11 protein-coding genes are annotated in these 15,115 nt (G+C 74.2%); 9 read left to right on the plus strand and 2 right to left on the minus strand.

What is annotated here, in order from left to right; genetic code table 11:
- Window positions 1-705 precede the first annotated feature (705 nt).
- Genes hpnC through hpnH form a run of 7 tightly spaced genes read left to right on the plus strand, consistent with a single transcriptional unit; the run spans window position 706 to window position 9,303 of the window.
- Entirely contained in the window at window positions 706-1,563 is an 858-nt protein-coding gene (gene hpnC, locus ABZS37_RS00945; protein ID WP_355164726.1) for a squalene synthase HpnC, read from the plus strand.
- On the plus strand, window positions 1,560-2,429 hold the full coding sequence (gene hpnD, locus ABZS37_RS00950; protein WP_355164727.1) for a presqualene diphosphate synthase HpnD: 870 nt from the start codon (window positions 1,560-1,562) through the stop codon (window positions 2,427-2,429). The genes hpnC and hpnD overlap by 4 nt, the downstream gene beginning before the upstream one ends.
- On the plus strand, window positions 2,426-3,802 hold the full coding sequence (gene hpnE / locus ABZS37_RS00955) for a hydroxysqualene dehydroxylase HpnE (protein ID WP_355164728.1): 1,377 nt from the start codon (window positions 2,426-2,428) through the stop codon (window positions 3,800-3,802). The genes hpnD and hpnE overlap by 4 nt, the downstream gene beginning before the upstream one ends.
- Window positions 3,799-4,806, plus strand: a complete 1,008-nt coding sequence (locus ABZS37_RS00960) for a polyprenyl synthetase family protein (protein ID WP_355164729.1) — start codon at window positions 3,799-3,801, stop codon at window positions 4,804-4,806. The genes hpnE and ABZS37_RS00960 overlap by 4 nt, the downstream gene beginning before the upstream one ends.
- Window positions 4,806-6,758: a squalene--hopene cyclase gene (gene shc, locus ABZS37_RS00965; RefSeq protein ID WP_355164730.1), complete on the plus strand. Its 1,953-nt coding sequence runs from the start codon at window positions 4,806-4,808 to the stop codon at window positions 6,756-6,758. The genes ABZS37_RS00960 and shc overlap by 1 nt, the downstream gene beginning before the upstream one ends.
- Window positions 6,755-8,302: a 4-hydroxy-3-methylbut-2-enyl diphosphate reductase gene (ispH, locus tag ABZS37_RS00970; protein ID WP_355164731.1), complete on the plus strand. Its 1,548-nt coding sequence runs from the start codon at window positions 6,755-6,757 to the stop codon at window positions 8,300-8,302. Before shc ends, ispH begins: the two co-directional genes overlap by 4 nt.
- Before the next feature lie 2 nt (window positions 8,303-8,304).
- Window positions 8,305-9,303: an adenosyl-hopene transferase HpnH gene (gene hpnH, locus ABZS37_RS00975; protein ID WP_355165079.1), complete on the plus strand. Its 999-nt coding sequence runs from the start codon at window positions 8,305-8,307 to the stop codon at window positions 9,301-9,303.
- Between the two features lie 28 nt (window positions 9,304-9,331).
- On the opposite strand, the gene ABZS37_RS00980 is transcribed toward hpnH, so the two are convergent.
- Both ABZS37_RS00980 and ABZS37_RS00985 read right to left on the minus strand, forming a co-directional pair.
- A complete protein-coding gene (locus ABZS37_RS00980; protein WP_355164732.1) occupies window positions 9,332-10,081 on the minus strand; it encodes an SDR family NAD(P)-dependent oxidoreductase in 750 nt (249 codons plus the stop codon).
- Window positions 10,072-12,819, minus strand: coding sequence for a wax ester/triacylglycerol synthase domain-containing protein (locus ABZS37_RS00985; RefSeq protein WP_355164733.1), 2,748 nt, complete (start codon window positions 12,817-12,819; stop codon window positions 10,072-10,074). Before ABZS37_RS00985 ends, ABZS37_RS00980 begins: the two co-directional genes overlap by 10 nt.
- Before the next feature lie 98 nt (window positions 12,820-12,917).
- On the opposite strand from ABZS37_RS00985, the gene ABZS37_RS00990 reads away from it, so the two are divergent.
- Both ABZS37_RS00990 and ABZS37_RS00995 read left to right on the plus strand, forming a co-directional pair.
- On the plus strand, window positions 12,918-13,772 hold the full coding sequence (locus ABZS37_RS00990) for a hypothetical protein (RefSeq protein WP_355164734.1): 855 nt from the start codon (window positions 12,918-12,920) through the stop codon (window positions 13,770-13,772).
- Window positions 13,773-14,187: 415 nt separating this feature from the next.
- Window positions 14,188-15,108, plus strand: a complete 921-nt coding sequence (locus tag ABZS37_RS00995; protein WP_355164735.1) for a DMT family transporter — start codon at window positions 14,188-14,190, stop codon at window positions 15,106-15,108.
- The last annotated feature ends 7 nt before the right edge of the window (window positions 15,109-15,115 follow it).

Consider the following 15,115-nt stretch of genomic DNA (forward strand, 5'->3'; position numbering starts at 1 on the left):
GGCCGGTCGACGAGGGGTCGGCCGGGCTGTCAGAGCGGCCACGGATGCGGTGCGGGCATGCGGTGACACGACCGGCCGATCGGTCGCCCGCGGCTCGGAAGCTATCCAGGCCGGGGTCGGTGATCAATCGCTCATGCGACAGCTGTCGTTCTTCTGATGCGCTCCCTGTCACAGGATTGCACTCATGATCTTTGATGGGATCCGCAGATCGTGCTGGCCGTCGATGCGTTCGGTGCGGGCCGTTGCGCGTTCGTCCATTGCCGTCGGTCGCACGGTTCGAAACCGTGCACGGTCGACTGGATAAAAGAGCTCCGGTGGGAGGTCGGCACCGGGCGGCCGGCCGAGTCTCATTTCCGGACCAGATCGGATCATCCCGAACATCGACACCTGTTCATCACCACGATCCCCCGGACGCCAGCGCGAGCTGCTCGGGATCGGGGCAGAAGAGTGGCGACTAATGGGCGCTGGACCGGGACAACGGCCGGCGGATCTACGTGGCGCTGGTGGGGCATTGCCTGACGGAGGGTGGGCTTGCTTCGAGTCATTCGCTGGGATTTTGAGCGGTGAGGGCGACGAGACCGACTAGGGTCATTTTGTGCGTGTTTGAGATGATCTCGTTTGTCCCCGGCCCGCGTACGCGGTTGACCCCACTGCCCGGATGACCCAGCACCGTCGGCCCCGCGCCCCAGAGGAAGGCAACCCCGGATGAGTCCACCTGCCGTCGCCCTGGCGACCCGCCGGATCGAGCAGGCACGGGCGCAGGAGAACTTCCCCGTCGCGCTGCGGGTGCTGCCCCGTCGGCACCGCCGTCACCTGCTCGCCGTCTACCGGTACGCGCGCCACGTCGACGACCTCGGTGACGAGCCACTCGCACCCGGGGTCGACCGGCTCACCGCGCTCGACCGGGTGGAGACCGAGCTGCGGGCGCTGTACGCCGGCCGGCCGGTGAGCGACCGGGTGGTGCGTGCCCTCGCGCCCACCGTGGCCGAGTGCCGGCTGCCGCTCGACCCCCTGCTCCGGCTGGTCGAGGCCAACCGGGTCGACCAGCACGTCAGCCGGTACGCGACGTTCGCGCAGCTGGTCGACTACTGCACCCTTTCGGCCAACCCGGTCGGGGAGCTGGTCCTGCACGTCTTCGGGCAGGCCGGGCCGGCGCGGCTTGCGCTTTCCGACCGGATCTGCACCGCGCTGCAACTCGTCGAACACCTTCAGGACGTCGCCGAGGACTACCGTCGGGGCCGGGTCTACCTGCCCGCCGAGGACCTCGACCGGTTCGGCGTCACCCAGGCCGACCTCACCGGCCCCACCGCCGACCGGAGGCTGCGCGAGCTCATCGGCTTCGAGGCGGAGCGGGCCCGGGCCTGGCTCGACGCCGGCGCCCCGCTGGTGGCGGCCCTGCACGGGTGGGCCCGGCTGGCGGTGGGCGGCTACCTCGCCGGGGGCCGGGCGACGCTCGACGCGCTGGCCCGCGCCGATTACGACCCGCTGCGGGTGACCGTCCGTCCCCGGGGCCGCCGGGTCTTCCGTCGCTGGCTGAGCGCGATGGTGCGGAGCGCCGGATGACCGCGACCACGGACGTGGCGGCCGCCTACCGCCGCTGCGAGCACATCACCCGCAGCCAGGCCGCCAACTTCTCGTACGGCATCCGGCTGCTGCCGCCGGCGAAACGCCGCGTCCTCTCGGCCATCTACGCCACCGCCCGCCGCATCGACGACATCGGCGACGGGCACCTGCCGCCGGCAGAGAAGCTGGAGCGGCTGGGGGAGATCCGGGCGGCACTGCGGCGGTTGCCCGGCGACAGCGGCGGCGACGCGGTCCTCACCGCGCTGGGTCACGCCGCGACCCGGATGCCGATCCCGCTGGAGGCGTTCGACGAGCTGATCGACGGCTGCGCGGCCGACGTGACCGGCCGGCGGTACGCCACCTTCGAGGAGTTGCACTGGTACTGCCGCTGCGTGGCGGGCTCCATCGGCCGGCTCTCCCTCGGCGTGTTCGGCACCGGCGACCCGGGTCGCGCCGCGCCGCTGGCCGACGCGCTCGGCGTGGCGTTGCAGCTGACCAACATCCTGCGCGACCTGGTCGAGGACCGGGCCGACGGGCGCGTCTACCTGCCCGCCGAAGACCTGGAACGGTTCGGCTGCACGCTGAACCTGAACGACGGCGGGTTCACCGACCCGCCCGCGCGGCTCATCGAGCTGGTGCGTTTCGAGGCAGGCCGGGCCGCCCACTGGTACGACATCGGGCTGCGGCTTCTACCGATGCTGGACCGGCGCAGCGCGGCGTGCACCGCCGCGATGGCCGGCATCTACCGGCGGCTGCTCGCGCACATCGCGGCCGACCCGCTGGCGGTCACACACCGGCGGGTGTCGCTCCCGGCGCACGAGAAGGCCTGGGTGGCGGCCCGCGCGCTCGTCGGGCGGCCGACATGACCGGGTCGCTGGAGGTCCCACCGACCGGTACGGGCGGGGTCTGCGTGATCGGCGGCGGGCTGGCGGGCATCACCGCGGCCATCCGGCTTGCCGACCTCGGCCTGCCGGTGACGCTGCTCGAGAGCCGGCCGGAGCTGGGCGGGGCCACCTACTCCTTTCGCCGTGAGGGCCTGACCGTCGACACCGGGCAGCACGTCTTCCTGCGCTGCTACCACGCCTACCGGGGCCTGCTGGACCGGCTCGGGACCACCGCCGGCACCGACCTGCAACCGCGTTTCGCGGTGCCGGTGCTGCTCCCGGGACGGGCACCGCACCTGCTGGCCCGTCGCCGGCTGCCGGCCCCGGCGCATCTGCTGCCCGCGCTCGCCGGCTACCGGCTGCTCAGCCCTGGTGAGCGGCTTGCCGCGGCGCGGGCCTGCGCGGCGCTGCGGCACGTCGACCCGGACCGGCCCGCCACCGACGCGCGCAGCTTCGGCGACTGGCTGGTCGAACACGGCCAGAGCGAACGCAGCCGCCGGCGGCTCTGGGACCTGATTTGTGTGGCGGCGCTGAACCTGCCGTGCGGCGAGGCGTCGCTGGCGCTCGCCGCCCGGGTGTTCCGCACCGGGCTGCTGGACGACGCGGACGCCGGCGACATCGGCCGGGCCCGGATCCCTCTGGTCGACCTGCACGCGGTCGCGGCCCGACGGCTGCTGGCCCGGCTCGGCGTCTCGGTGCACACCCGGTCCCGGGTGCGCTGGATCCAACCGGAGCCCAGGGGTTTCCGGATCGGATTGAACGACGGCGAGCTGACCGCGGACGGCGTCGTGTTGGCCGTGCCGCACCAGGTCGCCGCGTCGCTGGTGCCGCCGGCTGCCGCGCCCACCGCCGGCGACTGGCACCGGCTGGGCGCGGTGCCGATCGTCAACGTGCATCTGCGCTACGAACGGCCGGTCACCGCGCTGACGATGGCCGCCGCGGTGGAGTCCCCGGCGCAGTGGATCTTCGACCGGTCGGGGCCGGGTGCCGACGAGCAGCACCTGGTGGTCTCCCTGTCGGCCGCCGACGCCGATGTCGACCGTCCCGCTGCCGACCTGGTGGCGACGCAGCGGGCGGCCCTCGCCGAGCTGTTCCCGGCCGCCCGGCGCACTCCGGTACGCGACGCGTTCGTGACCCGGGAGCCTCGGGCCACCTTCCGACAGACCCCCGGTACCCGGGCGTACCGGCCGGTGCCGACCACCCGCCTGCCCGGGCTGGTCCTGGCCGGCGCATGGACCGACACGGGCTGGCCGGACACGATGGAGGGCGCGGTGCGCAGCGGCCGGGAGGCCGCCAACGTCGTCGCCCGCCAACTCGTGTCCCAGCCCCGACACCACACGGAGGCCGCACGATGACCGTTGTAGGCAGTAGCAGCACGGACCAGATCCAGAGCCACGTCGAGCCGGCCATCTGCGCGTTGCTCGACCGCCTGGACCCCGGCAACCGACTGGTCGCGGGCTACCAGCTCGGGTACTGGGACGCCGACGGCTCACCCGCCACCCGGCAGGGCAAGGGCCTGCGTCCCATGCTGGCGCTGCTCTCGGCTCGGGCCACCGACGCCGAGCCCGAGGCCGGTGTCCCGGCCGCCGCCGCGGTCGAGCTGGCGCACAACTTCTCGCTGCTGCACGACGACGTGATGGACGGTGACACCGAACGCCGCCACCGCCCGACCGCGTGGACGGTGTTCGGGGTCGGTCCGGCCATCCTCGCCGGCGACGCCCTCATCGGGCTGGCGTACGAGGCGCTCGTCGAGGTGCCCGGCGGGTGTCCCGCGGCCCGGCGGCTCGCCCTGGACGTCCGGGCGTTACTCGCCGGGCAGGCGTCCGACCTGGGCTTCGAGCGGCGCGACGACGTCACCCTCGACGAGTGCCTGGAGATGGCCAGGAACAAGACCGCCGCGCTGCTCGCCGGCTCGTGCGCGCTCGGGGCACTGCTCTGCGGCGGCCCGCAGACCCTGGTCGACGGGCTGTCCCGGTTCGGCCTCCACCTCGGGTTGGCCTTCCAGCTCGTCGACGACCTGCTCGGGATCTGGGGCGATCCGCAGCGCACCGGCAAGCCGGTCGGGTCGGACCTGCGCTCCCGCAAGCGCAGCATTCCGGTCGTCCGTGCGGTGACCAGCGGGGGCAGCGCCGGCCGCGCACTGGCTGAGCTGTACCGGTCGCCGGCGCCGCTGGCCGCCGACGACGTGACGCGGGCGAGCGACCTGATCGAGGCGACCGGGGCGCGCGAGTGGACCAGGCAGCGGGCTCGGCAGGAGACCGAGCGGGCCCTGGCGGAACTGGCCGCTCTGGACCTGCCGGAGGGCGTACGCGGCGAGCTGACCGACATCGCCGCCTTCATCACCGGGCGGGACCACTGATGACCGAGCTGCTGTCTCCGGAGCCCACCGCGTCCGTCCGGATCGGCTCCCCGACTGGCACGCATCCGCCCGGCGCCGCTTCGGAGGCGCTGCGTCGCGCCCGGGACCATCTGCTCGGGTTGCAGGACGAGGCCGGCTGGTGGAAGGGCGAGCTCGCCACGAACGTCACCATGGACGCCGAGGACCTGCTGCTACGGCAGTTCCTCGGCATCCGGACCGCGGAGCGCACCAGCGAGTCGGCCCGGTGGATCCGGTCCCAGCAGCGGCCGGACGGGTCGTGGGCGACGTTCCACGGTGGTCCGGGGGACCTCTCCACCACCATCGAGGCCTACCTGGCGCTGCGGCTGGCCGACGACCCGCCGGAGGCGTCGCACATGGCGGCCGCCGCCCAGTTTGTCCGCGCGCACGGCGGCGTGGCGGCGAGCCGGGTGTTCACCCGGTTCTGGCTGGCCCTTTTCGGCCACTGGCCGTGGTCCCGACTGCCCGCCATTCCGCCCGAGCTGGTGCTGCTGCCGTCGTGGATGCCGTTCAACATCTACGACTTCGCCTGCTGGGCCCGGCAGACCATCGTTCCGCTGTCGATCGTCCGCGCGCTGCGTCCGGTGCGGGACCTTGGTTTCTCCGTCGACGAACTGCGCACCCGTGCGCCGGCGTCGCGGCCGCCGCAGCTCACGTCGCGTTCGGGCCTGCTGTACCGGCTCGACCGGCTCGCCAACGGCTACGAGCGGATCGCCAGGGGACCGGTCCGCCGGCACGCCCTGCGGCGCGCCGCCGAGTGGGTGGTGGCCCGGCAGGAGGCCGACGGCTCATGGGGTGGAATCCAGCCGCCCTGGGTCTACTCGCTGATGGCGCTGCACCTGCTCGGCTACTCCTTGGACCATCCGGTGCTGCGGGCCGGCCTGACCGGGTTGGACCGGTTCACGGTGCGGGAGCAGACGCCGGACGGCCCGGTCCGCCGGTTGGAGGCGTGCCAGTCGCCGGTGTGGGACACCGCGCTCGCCGTCGTCGCCCTCTCCGACGCTGGTCTGCCGGCCGGGCACACCGCGCTGGTCCGGGCGGGCGGCTGGCTGCTCGAGGAGGAGATCCGGGTCCGCGGCGACTGGGCCGTTCGCCGGCCGCACACCCCGGTCGGCGGTTGGGCTTTCGAGTTCGACAACGACGGGTACGCCGACACCGACGACACCGCAGAGGTGATCATGGCGTTGCGGCGGACCGGGGTACCGGTCGAGCCGGCTGTGCTGCGGGCGACCCGGTGGCTGTTGGGCATGCAGTGCCGCGACGGCGGCTGGGCCGCGTTCGACGCGGACAACACCCGTGCGGTCCTCGGCGACCTGCCGTTCTGCGACTTCGGCGAGGTCATCGACCCGCCCAGCGCCGACGTGACCGCCCATATCGTGGAGGCGCTGGCGGCGGAGAACCTCGCCGACACCGTGCCGCTGCGCCGCGCCACGCACTGGCTGCTGCGGGCCCAGGAGCCGGACGGCTCCTGGTTCGGCCGCTGGGGCGCCAACCACGTGTACGGCACCGGGGCGGCGGTGCCGGCCCTGGTCGCGGCCGGCCTGCCGCCCGGTCACCCGGCGCTCCGCCGGGCCGTCGACTGGCTGCTCGCGCATCAGAACCCGGACGGCGGGTGGGGCGAGGATCTGCGCTCCTACCGGGACCCGGCCTGGATCGGCCGCGGCGAGTCGACCGCGTCGCAGACCGCCTGGGCTCTGCTCGCGCTGCACGCCGCAGGCCACGGCGCGGGGGAGCCGGCGAGGCGCGGCGTGGGCTGGCTGGTCGACACCCAGCGCCCGGACGGCGGCTGGGACGAGCCGCAGTACACCGGCACCGGGTTCCCGGGCGACTTCTACATCAACTACGGGCTGTACCGGCTGGTCTTCCCGGTCAGCGCGCTCGGTCGGATCCTGGACGCGCGGGCGACCGGTGTCGAGGCCACGGTGACCCGGTGACCGGCCCGGACGGCCCGGACGGGACGCTCTACGCGCCCATGCGGCTGGAGGCCGCCGCGCTGCGGCGCGGCCTGTCCGAACGACCGGGACAGCTGACGCTGCGCCGCACCGGTATCGGGCCGCGGCGTGCCCGCGCAGCCGCTACCGATCGGCTCACCGCAACGGGACCGGTCGCCGTCGCCGGCATCGGCGGGGGCCTGGCCTCCGGCCTGGCACCGGGCGACGTCGTGGTGGCCAGCGAGGTACGCGCCGACCCGCTGATCCCGAACGGCTCGCAGGGCGTACGGCGAATGCCGGACGCCGCCCTGCTCGCCGCCGCGCTGCGCCGACGCGGGCTGCGGGTGCACGTCGGCCCGGTGGTCAGCACCCACCGGCTGGTCGACGGCGCGACCCGGGCCCGGCTCGCCGCGACCGGCGCACTGGTCGCCGACCTCGAATCGGCATGGCTGCTGGCCGGCGCCGACGACCGGCCGGCGGCCTGCGTCCGGGTGGTCGCCGACACCGCGGCCGGGCCGCTGTACCGGCCGGCCACGGTGCGCCGGGTCCGCACCGCGCTGCGCGTGCTGCCGGAGGTGGCGGCGGCGCTGGCCGAGTGGGCGGCGGCGGCGCACAGCGTCCACCGGGTCGTGCTGGCCTCGCCCCGATCCTTCTGCGCCGGAGTCGAGCGGGCGATCGCGGTGGTGGAGCAGGCGCTGCGCCGGCACGGCCCACCGGTCTACGTACGCAAGCAGATCGTGCACAACGCCCGGGTGGTGGCCGACCTGCAGGCCCGGGGAGCGGTCTTCGTCGACGAACTCGACGAGGTCCCGGACGGGGCGCTCACCGTCTTCTCGGCGCACGGGGTCGCGCCGGCCGTACGCCAGGAGGCCGCCGACCGGCGGCTGCCGGTGATCGATGCCACCTGCCCCCTGGTCACGAAGGTGCACGCCGAGGCGCGCCGGTTCGTGGGCCGGGGCGACACGGTGCTGCTGATCGGGCACCCCGGACACGAGGAGACCGACGGCACCCTCGGCGAGGCGCCGGAGCGGATCCGTCTGGTGCCCGACCCGGCCGCGGCCGAGACGGTGCGGGTGGACGACCCGGCCAGGGTGTCGTACCTGGTGCAGACCACGCTGGCGACGGACGAGGCGGCGGATATCGTCGATGCGCTGCGGCGGCGGTTCCCGGCGCTGTCCGGTCCCGGTTCGGACGACATCTGCTACGCCACCACCAACCGGCAACGGGCCGTCACCGCCGTGGCCGGGCAGGCCGACCTGGTCCTTGTGATCGGCTCGGCCAACTCCTCGAACTCCCGCCGCCTCGTGGAGGTGGCAGAGCGCGCCGGGTCCCGGGCGTATCTGGTGGACGACGTGGGCTGCGTGGACCTGCGCTGGCTGGGCGGGGCCGCGACGGTTGGCGTTACCGCGGGCGCTTCGGCGCCGCCGGGGCTGGTCGACGAGGTCGTCGCCGCCCTCACCGCACTCGGGGCGGGGGAGGTGAGCGAGCACACCACTGCTGTGGAAGACGTGCGTTTCACCCTGCCGAAGGAGGTACGTCAGCCGTGAGTATGCCGATGCGTCAGAGCCTGCGGGTCGCGCAATACCTGGTCGGACAGAAGCTGCGCCGACGGGAGCGGTTTCCGCTGCTGCTGGAACTGGAGCCGCTGTTCGCCTGCAACCTGAAGTGCGCGGGCTGTGGCAAGATCCAGCAGCCGGCGAGTCTGCTCAAGCGCCGGATGCCGGTGGAGCAGGCGTTGGCCGCCGTGGAGGAGTGCGGGGCGCCGATGATCTCCATCGCGGGCGGCGAGCCGCTCATGCACCCGGAGATCCACACCCTCGTCGCCGAACTCGTGCGGCGCAGGAAGTTCGTGTTCCTCTGCACCAACGCGGTGCTGCTGCCCAAGAAGATCGACAAGTTCCGTCCATCGCCGTACTTCGCCTTCACCGTGCACATCGACGGGCTGCGGGACCGGCACGACGCGTCGGTCTGCAAGGACGGCGTCTTCGACGAGGCGGTGGCGGCCGTGCGGGACGCGCAGCGGCGCGGCTTCCGTGTCACCACCAACACCACGTTCTTCAACACCGACACCCCGCAGACGGTGATCGAGGTGCTCAACTACCTCAACGACGACCTGCGCGTGGACGAGATGATGCTCTCGCCGGCGTACGCCTACGAGAAGGCGCCGGACCAGAATCACTTCCTGGGCATCACGGAGACCCGGGAGCTGTTCCGCAAGGCATTCGCCGGAGGCCGGCGGGCACGCTGGCGGCTCAACCACTCGCCGCTGTTCCTGGATTTCCTCGAGGGGCGGGTCGACTTCCCGTGCACCGCGTGGGCGATCCCGTCGTACTCACTGCTGGGCTGGCAGCGGCCCTGTTACCTGATGGCCGACGGCTACGCCGGCAGCTACCGGGAGCTGCTCGACTCGACCGACTGGGACAGCTACGGCCGGGGGCGCGATCCCCGCTGCGCGAACTGCATGGCGCACTGCGGCTACGAGCCGACGGCGGTGCTGGCCACCATGTCCTCGCTGCGCCAGTCGCTGCGGGCGGCCCGGATGAACTGAACGCGGTGGCCTCGGGACATCGGCCCGGTCAGCCGAATCGGCTGGCCAGGCGGCGGTACACCGCCGGCAGCAGGCCCTGCATCGCCACCGGCACCCGCAGCCAGGCCGGCAGATAGACCTCCGCCTGGTTCCGGACGATCGCGTCGGTCACCGCGTCTGCCACCCGGTCCGCCGGCATCGGCCGGGGTCGGTTCCGGTGGTACGGCCGGCCCCGACGGGCGAAGAACGCTGTCTGCACCACCCCCGGCACGACCACCGTCACGCCGACCCGACGGCAGGCGGATTCCAGCCGGAGGCTCCGCGCGAAGGCGTCCAGGCCGGCCTTGCTGGCCGCGTACACGGCTTCCTCGGCCACTCCCAGTCGGCCCGCGATCGAGCCGACGAAGACCAGGTGTCCGCCGCGCCGGCACATTCCGGGCAGCAGCGCCCGGGTCAACTCGACCGGGGCCCGCAGGTTCACCGCGAGCACCTCCTCGACGCGCTCGGCCGGCATCGTGCCGAACGGCCCCGCCCAGCCGACGCCGGCATTGTTGACCAGCACGTCCACCCGACCGTGCCGGTCCATCGCCCGCTCGGCCAGCTGGCGGGCGGCGTCGGGTCGGCCAAAATCGGCCAGCAGCGGGATCGCGCCGGTATCGGCGGCGATCCGGTCGAGCCGGTCCGGGTCCCGGCCGACCGCGAGGACGTGGCTGCCCGCCCGGGTGAGCCGCCGTACCAGCGCAGCCCCGATGCCCGACGACGCTCCGGTGACCAGGACCACCGAACCGGTCAGGCGCACGGACGTACCCCCGGCGGCGCCGGCCCGGCGGGCACCGCGACGTCAACCCCCGGGTCACCGCCGCCCACGGCCAGTGTGCCGCCGCTCGCGGCTGCCTCGCCGTCGTCCCCGCCCGGGGCCACGGCGTCTCCGCCCGGGTCGCCGTCGTCCCCACCCGCGGCCGCGTCGACGTCGACGAGCAGCGCGGCCAGGTCGGCGTGGAGCGCGGCCACGAAGGCGGTGCCGCTGTCGGCGAGCGACTCGTCCAGCAGCACCCCGATTTCAAAGGTGGGGCCGCACCGCAGCACGCCGACGCCCACCGGTACCCCGTCGGCCAGGGCGACCACCGGGGTGGCCGTCCGCACCGACGCACCGGCCAGCCGTTGGGTCCGAAACGGCGCCGGCATGTAGGAGACGATGACGTTGAGGTGCCGGCTGGTGTAGACGCGCCGGGCCGCCGCCGCGTGCAGCGGCGCGGGGAGCGCGCCCATCGCCCGCATCACCAGGCCGGCGGCCTCGGCCTCGCCGCTGGCGAGCGCGGCGCGCAGCGACTCGCGTACTTCGGTGACCCGGTCGCGAGTCGTTGCCCGCGCCAGCGGGAGGTCGAGGCTGACGGCACCGGTCCAGTTTCCGTGGGTGGCCGCCCGCCGCCGCGGGCTGGCGGAGACCGCGAACATCGCCCGCAGCCGTGGGGGCGCCGGCGCCGGGTGGACCCGGTCCAGCGCCCCGGCGGTGAGGGCCACCATCAGTTCGCTGGTGTGCGCGCCGCAGGCCCGGGCCGCGCGAAGGACCTCGGCGGCGGGCAGGCTCGCGGTGACCAGCCGCCGACGCGGCGAGCTGAGGGGCCGGTTGAGCGGGCTGCCGGGCGCGGCCCCCTGCGTGGCGAGGCGGGCCAGCCCCCGCGCGGTGAGCCGGGCCTGCCGGGCCACCTCCCGGGCCCGATCGCCCGGGCGGCCCCGCCGGTCGCCGCGCGGGGCCGGTGCACGTCCCGCGTCCACCGCTGCGTCGGCCCGGTCGTCGGCCGGAGCCCGCGTCGGGGCACTGGTGCCGAGCGCAGCACCCCGCGATGGGGTCCGGTCGCCGGCCGCGTCCATCAGGCGTTGCAGGACGCCGATCGCGGAGAGCCCGTCCCCGAGGCAGTGGTGCAGCTTGACCGCGACCCGGGTACGGCCGTCGGGAAGGCCGCTGACCAGCAGCATCCGCCAGGGCGGGCGGTCGAGGGCCAGCGGCTGGGACCAGAACCGGTCCACCGCGGCACCACCGTCGTCGTCGGGCTCGACCCGGACCTCGTCGAGGTGCGCTGCGGCGTCGGCGTGTCGGTCGACGACCCAACCGGGCCGGCGCCACCGGCCCCGGGACACCAGACGGCGTCGTAGGGTCGAAATGGCGGGCAGCCGTCGGGCCAGCAACGCGGTCAGGTCCGCCCGGGTGAGCGGCCGGCCGTCCGGGCGGGGGCCCAGATCCAGCACGGTACCGATCTGCTGGGCCACCATGGGCGATTGCACGTGTAGGAAGAACGCGTCCTGCGCGCGCAGCGGCCAGCTCGGCGGTCTGCCGTTCGGGGCCCGTCCGCCGGGCCGCGAACCGTCCGCCGTCGCCTCTGCCGGCGGTCGCCGATCGGCCAGCGCCGGCAGCCCGAGGTACGGCAGGAATGGCCCGGGTGGGACCTCGACCAGGCGGGCTGGCGGTCGATCGACCAGCCGGGTACGGACGCACGCGACGAGGGAAGCCGGATCCTGGGCGGTCTCGGCGAGCCCGGCGGCGGTCATCAGCGCAGCGTTGGCAGCCCCGTGCGCGGCGATGGGCCGGTACATCACGACCGGCGTGCCGGTGGCCCACGCTTCCAGCGCCGTGGCTCCGCCGGCGTTGGTGACCAGCAGTCGGGCGGCCCGCAGCAGGGTCGGCATGTCGTCGACCCACCGCCGGATCACCAGCCGGCCCGGGGGGACGTTCAACGCCTCCAGCCGGTCGGCGAGCCTTTCGTTGCGCCCGCAGACGGCGACGACCTGCACCGCGTCCCCGATGCCGACCAGCGCCGCGATCGCCTCCTCCACCGCACCGAAGCCGTACGAGCCGCAGGCGACCACCACCGGTGGCCGTTCCGGGTCGAGACCGCAGCGCCGGGCTGCGTCGACCTGGTCGCCGGGATGGAACCGTTCGAGTACCGGTGGGGCGCAGACGCCGAGCGGTGCTCCGGGCGCGGCGATCGCCGCCACCGGCAGCGCCGACGGATGCACCACGACCGCCAGATCGAGCTGCGGGTAGACCCAGAAGGGGTGCGGGGCGAAGTCGGAGACCCAGGCGCCCATCGGCACGTCGAGCCCGCGATGCTGGCGGAGCCAGGCCAGCCCCGCACTGCCCAGCGGATAGGTCGAGACGATCAGGTCGGGGTCGAACGCCTCGATGGCCGGCGCGAGCCGGCGGCCTGCCCAGGCGCCGGTGAACCACTTGGAGGCCGTGGCAAACCAGCGGTGCCGCCAGAGCGAGGCCCAGAAGAACTCGTACAACCAGGGTGTCGTCGCGACATTGGTGACGTAGGTGCGCCGGAAGCCACGGCCGACGCCCGGTCCCATGACGTCGAGCGTGTCCACCCACCCGACTCGGCTCCCCGGCCAGAGCGCGTGTACGCGCTCCTCGAGCGCCCGGCCGGTGGCGTCGTGGCCACCGCCGATGTCGGCCGAGACGACCAGCACCCGCCGGGCTGTCCGCTCGGCCGGCTCGGACCCGGCGGGCGCGGCTGGCCGGCCGGGCGCGTTCACCGGCCGCTCGCACGGCCGGGGCGATACCCGGCCGAAGACGGGTATGCGCAGGTGCTCCGGGCGGTCCCGTCCGGGGTCCAGGACCACGGGAATCCGTCATGGCCTTCGGCTTCGTGCTCGCTATCATCGCCGCGTCGTGCAGCGCCACCGCGGCGATCGTGCAGTCGATCGGCGCTCGCCGGGTGGCGGCCACCGAGCACCTCGACCCGCGCCTTCTGCTGCGGTTGGTACGCAACGGCCTCTACGCGACGGGTCTGGCGCTGGACGGCGCGTCCTCGCTGCTCACCTTCACCGCGCTGCGGACCACGCCGCTCTTCGCCGTGCAGGCGGTGCAGGCGGCCAACCTCGGGATGGTCGCGCTCATCGCCCTGCTCGTGCTGCGGATCCGGCTCGGTGCCCGGGACTGGGTGGCGATCGGTGCGGTGGTGGTCGGTCTGCTGCTCCTGGTGCTCACGGCGGTCAGCGGGCCGCCGGCCGAGGTGCCGGGGTCGGCCGGCTGGTGGCTGCTCGCGACAGTGCTCGCCCTGGCCGTCGCGGCGTACCTGGGTAGTCCGCGGATGTCCGGGCCGGCCGTGCCGGGTCTCCTCGCCGGGCTGTCGTTCGGCTGCGCGGCGCTCGGCGCCCGGCTGATCGGCGGGGCCGGCACGGTCGGCGAGGTGCTGGCCAACCCGGCCACGTACGCCGTGGTGCTGGCGGGGCTGACCGGCCTGTTGCTCTACGCCACCGCCCTGCAACGCGGCACGGTCACCGTGGCCTCCGCGTCGACGATCCTCGGGCAGACCGTGGCCCCGGCGACGGCCGGCTGGCTGCTGCTCGGTGACGGGGTACGGCCCGGGTCCGTGCCCGTGGCGGCGGTGGGGTTCGCGCTGGCCGTCGCCGGGGCGGTCGCGCTCGCCCGGCACGCCGAGCCGCACCCGCCGCAGCGCGAAGAGGCGACCCACAGCCGGTGCTGAACCGGGACGCGCGGACGCGGTCGCTGACATGTGGGTGCCCCCAGGCGGTGCGCGGCAAAGGGGCGCCGCCCCTTTCGAGATGATCGTCAGCTTAACGAGCCAATTGCGGCTTCTTGGGATATTTACCAACTCTCGGCACCGGACGCGGGGCACCGAGCGGAGTCATGGCAGTCGGGAGGCCGTCGTCGCTCGGCAGGTGGCAGCTGCGGCCGCTCGGCGTCCCCGGTGGACCTCGCGAGGCGACCCGCACCCCTGCCGCGGTGGCTGACCGCCCGCCCCACCGCACGGGCACCGGACGGCCCGTTTAACCCGATCCGTACGGGGAAGCCGCGAGCGCCGGAAAGCGGCCGAGCAGGTGCCCCGACCCGGTCGCGGCGCTGCTGCGTCAGCGCAGACCGGCACGTGACGTCTCGTGGTGGAGGAGGGCAGCCCAGGTGAGCGGCCCGGCTGGCGCACGATGAACGCGATGTGGGAGATGGCGGCCGGGATACCGGTCGCCCTCGGCGCGGCGGCAGCGTTCGCCGGGTCGTCGGTCCTGCAGTTCCGCGCCTCCCACCAGGTGCCCGAAGCGCCGGCCGGCCGGCCCAGCCTGCTGTTGGCTCTCTTCCGCCTGCGGGGCTGGCGATGGTCTGTGGTGCTCGCGGCGGCGGCCTTCGCCCTACAGGTCGTGGCGTTGAGCCTGATCCCGCTGATCCTGGTGCAGCCACTGCTGGTGACCGGGCTGGTCTGGTACATCCTGCTGTTCGCCGCAGCCGGGCACGACCGCGTCGACCGGACGTTGCTCCTGGAGTCGATGCTCTGCCTGCTCGGGCTCGCCGCCTTCCTGGTGATTGCCCGGCCGACCCGCGGTCAGGGTCAGGGACTCGAGGCGTTCTGGCCGGCGTTCCTGCTCTGCGTCGCCGTGGTCGTCGGCGTGGGACTGAGCGTGGCGGCCGCGCTGGGGCTGGACCGGCGCTGGCGCCCGCTGCCCCTGGCCATCGCGTCCGGTATCTGTTACGGCGTAACGGCCGGCCTGATCAGCAGTCTGGCGTTCCACCTCGAGGAGAGCCCGGCGGCGATTTTCGGTCAGTGGCAGGTGTACGCGATCGCCGTGCTCGGTCCGTTCGGGGTGCTGCTCAGCCAGAACGCCTACCAGGCTGGCCCGATGGGCGCACCGGCGCTGGCCGCCATCACGGTCACCGACCCACTGGTGGCCATCCTGGTCGGGCTGCTCTGGTTGGGCGAGTCGATCCGCACCGGCCCGTTGCCTCTTCTCGGCGAGGCGCTCGCCCTGGCCCTCGTGGTGTGCGCGGTTTTCCTGCTCGCCAGGCGGGCGCCGCACGTCAAGGGCGCCTAGGCGGGCG

It is taken from the genome of Micromonospora sp. NPDC005413, assembly GCF_040606435.1.
Lineage (GTDB): Bacteria > Actinomycetota > Actinomycetes > Mycobacteriales > Micromonosporaceae > Micromonospora.

Excerpts from the sequence above, each read along its gene's own strand:
- hpnC (WP_355164726.1), top strand. The coding sequence starts at position 706 with ATGAGTCCACCTGCCGTCGCCCTGGCGACCCGCCGGATCGAGCAGGCA.
- hpnD (WP_355164727.1), top strand. The coding sequence starts at position 1,560 with ATGACCGCGACCACGGACGTGGCGGCCGCCTACCGCCGCTGCGAGCAC.
- hpnE (WP_355164728.1), top strand. The coding sequence starts at position 2,426 with ATGACCGGGTCGCTGGAGGTCCCACCGACCGGTACGGGCGGGGTCTGC.
- ABZS37_RS00960 (WP_355164729.1), top strand. The coding sequence starts at position 3,799 with ATGACCGTTGTAGGCAGTAGCAGCACGGACCAGATCCAGAGCCACGTC.
- shc (WP_355164730.1), top strand. The coding sequence starts at position 4,806 with ATGACCGAGCTGCTGTCTCCGGAGCCCACCGCGTCCGTCCGGATCGGC.
- hpnH (WP_355165079.1), top strand. The coding sequence starts at position 8,305 with ATGCCGATGCGTCAGAGCCTGCGGGTCGCGCAATACCTGGTCGGACAG.
- ABZS37_RS00990 (WP_355164734.1), top strand. The coding sequence starts at position 12,918 with ATGGCCTTCGGCTTCGTGCTCGCTATCATCGCCGCGTCGTGCAGCGCC.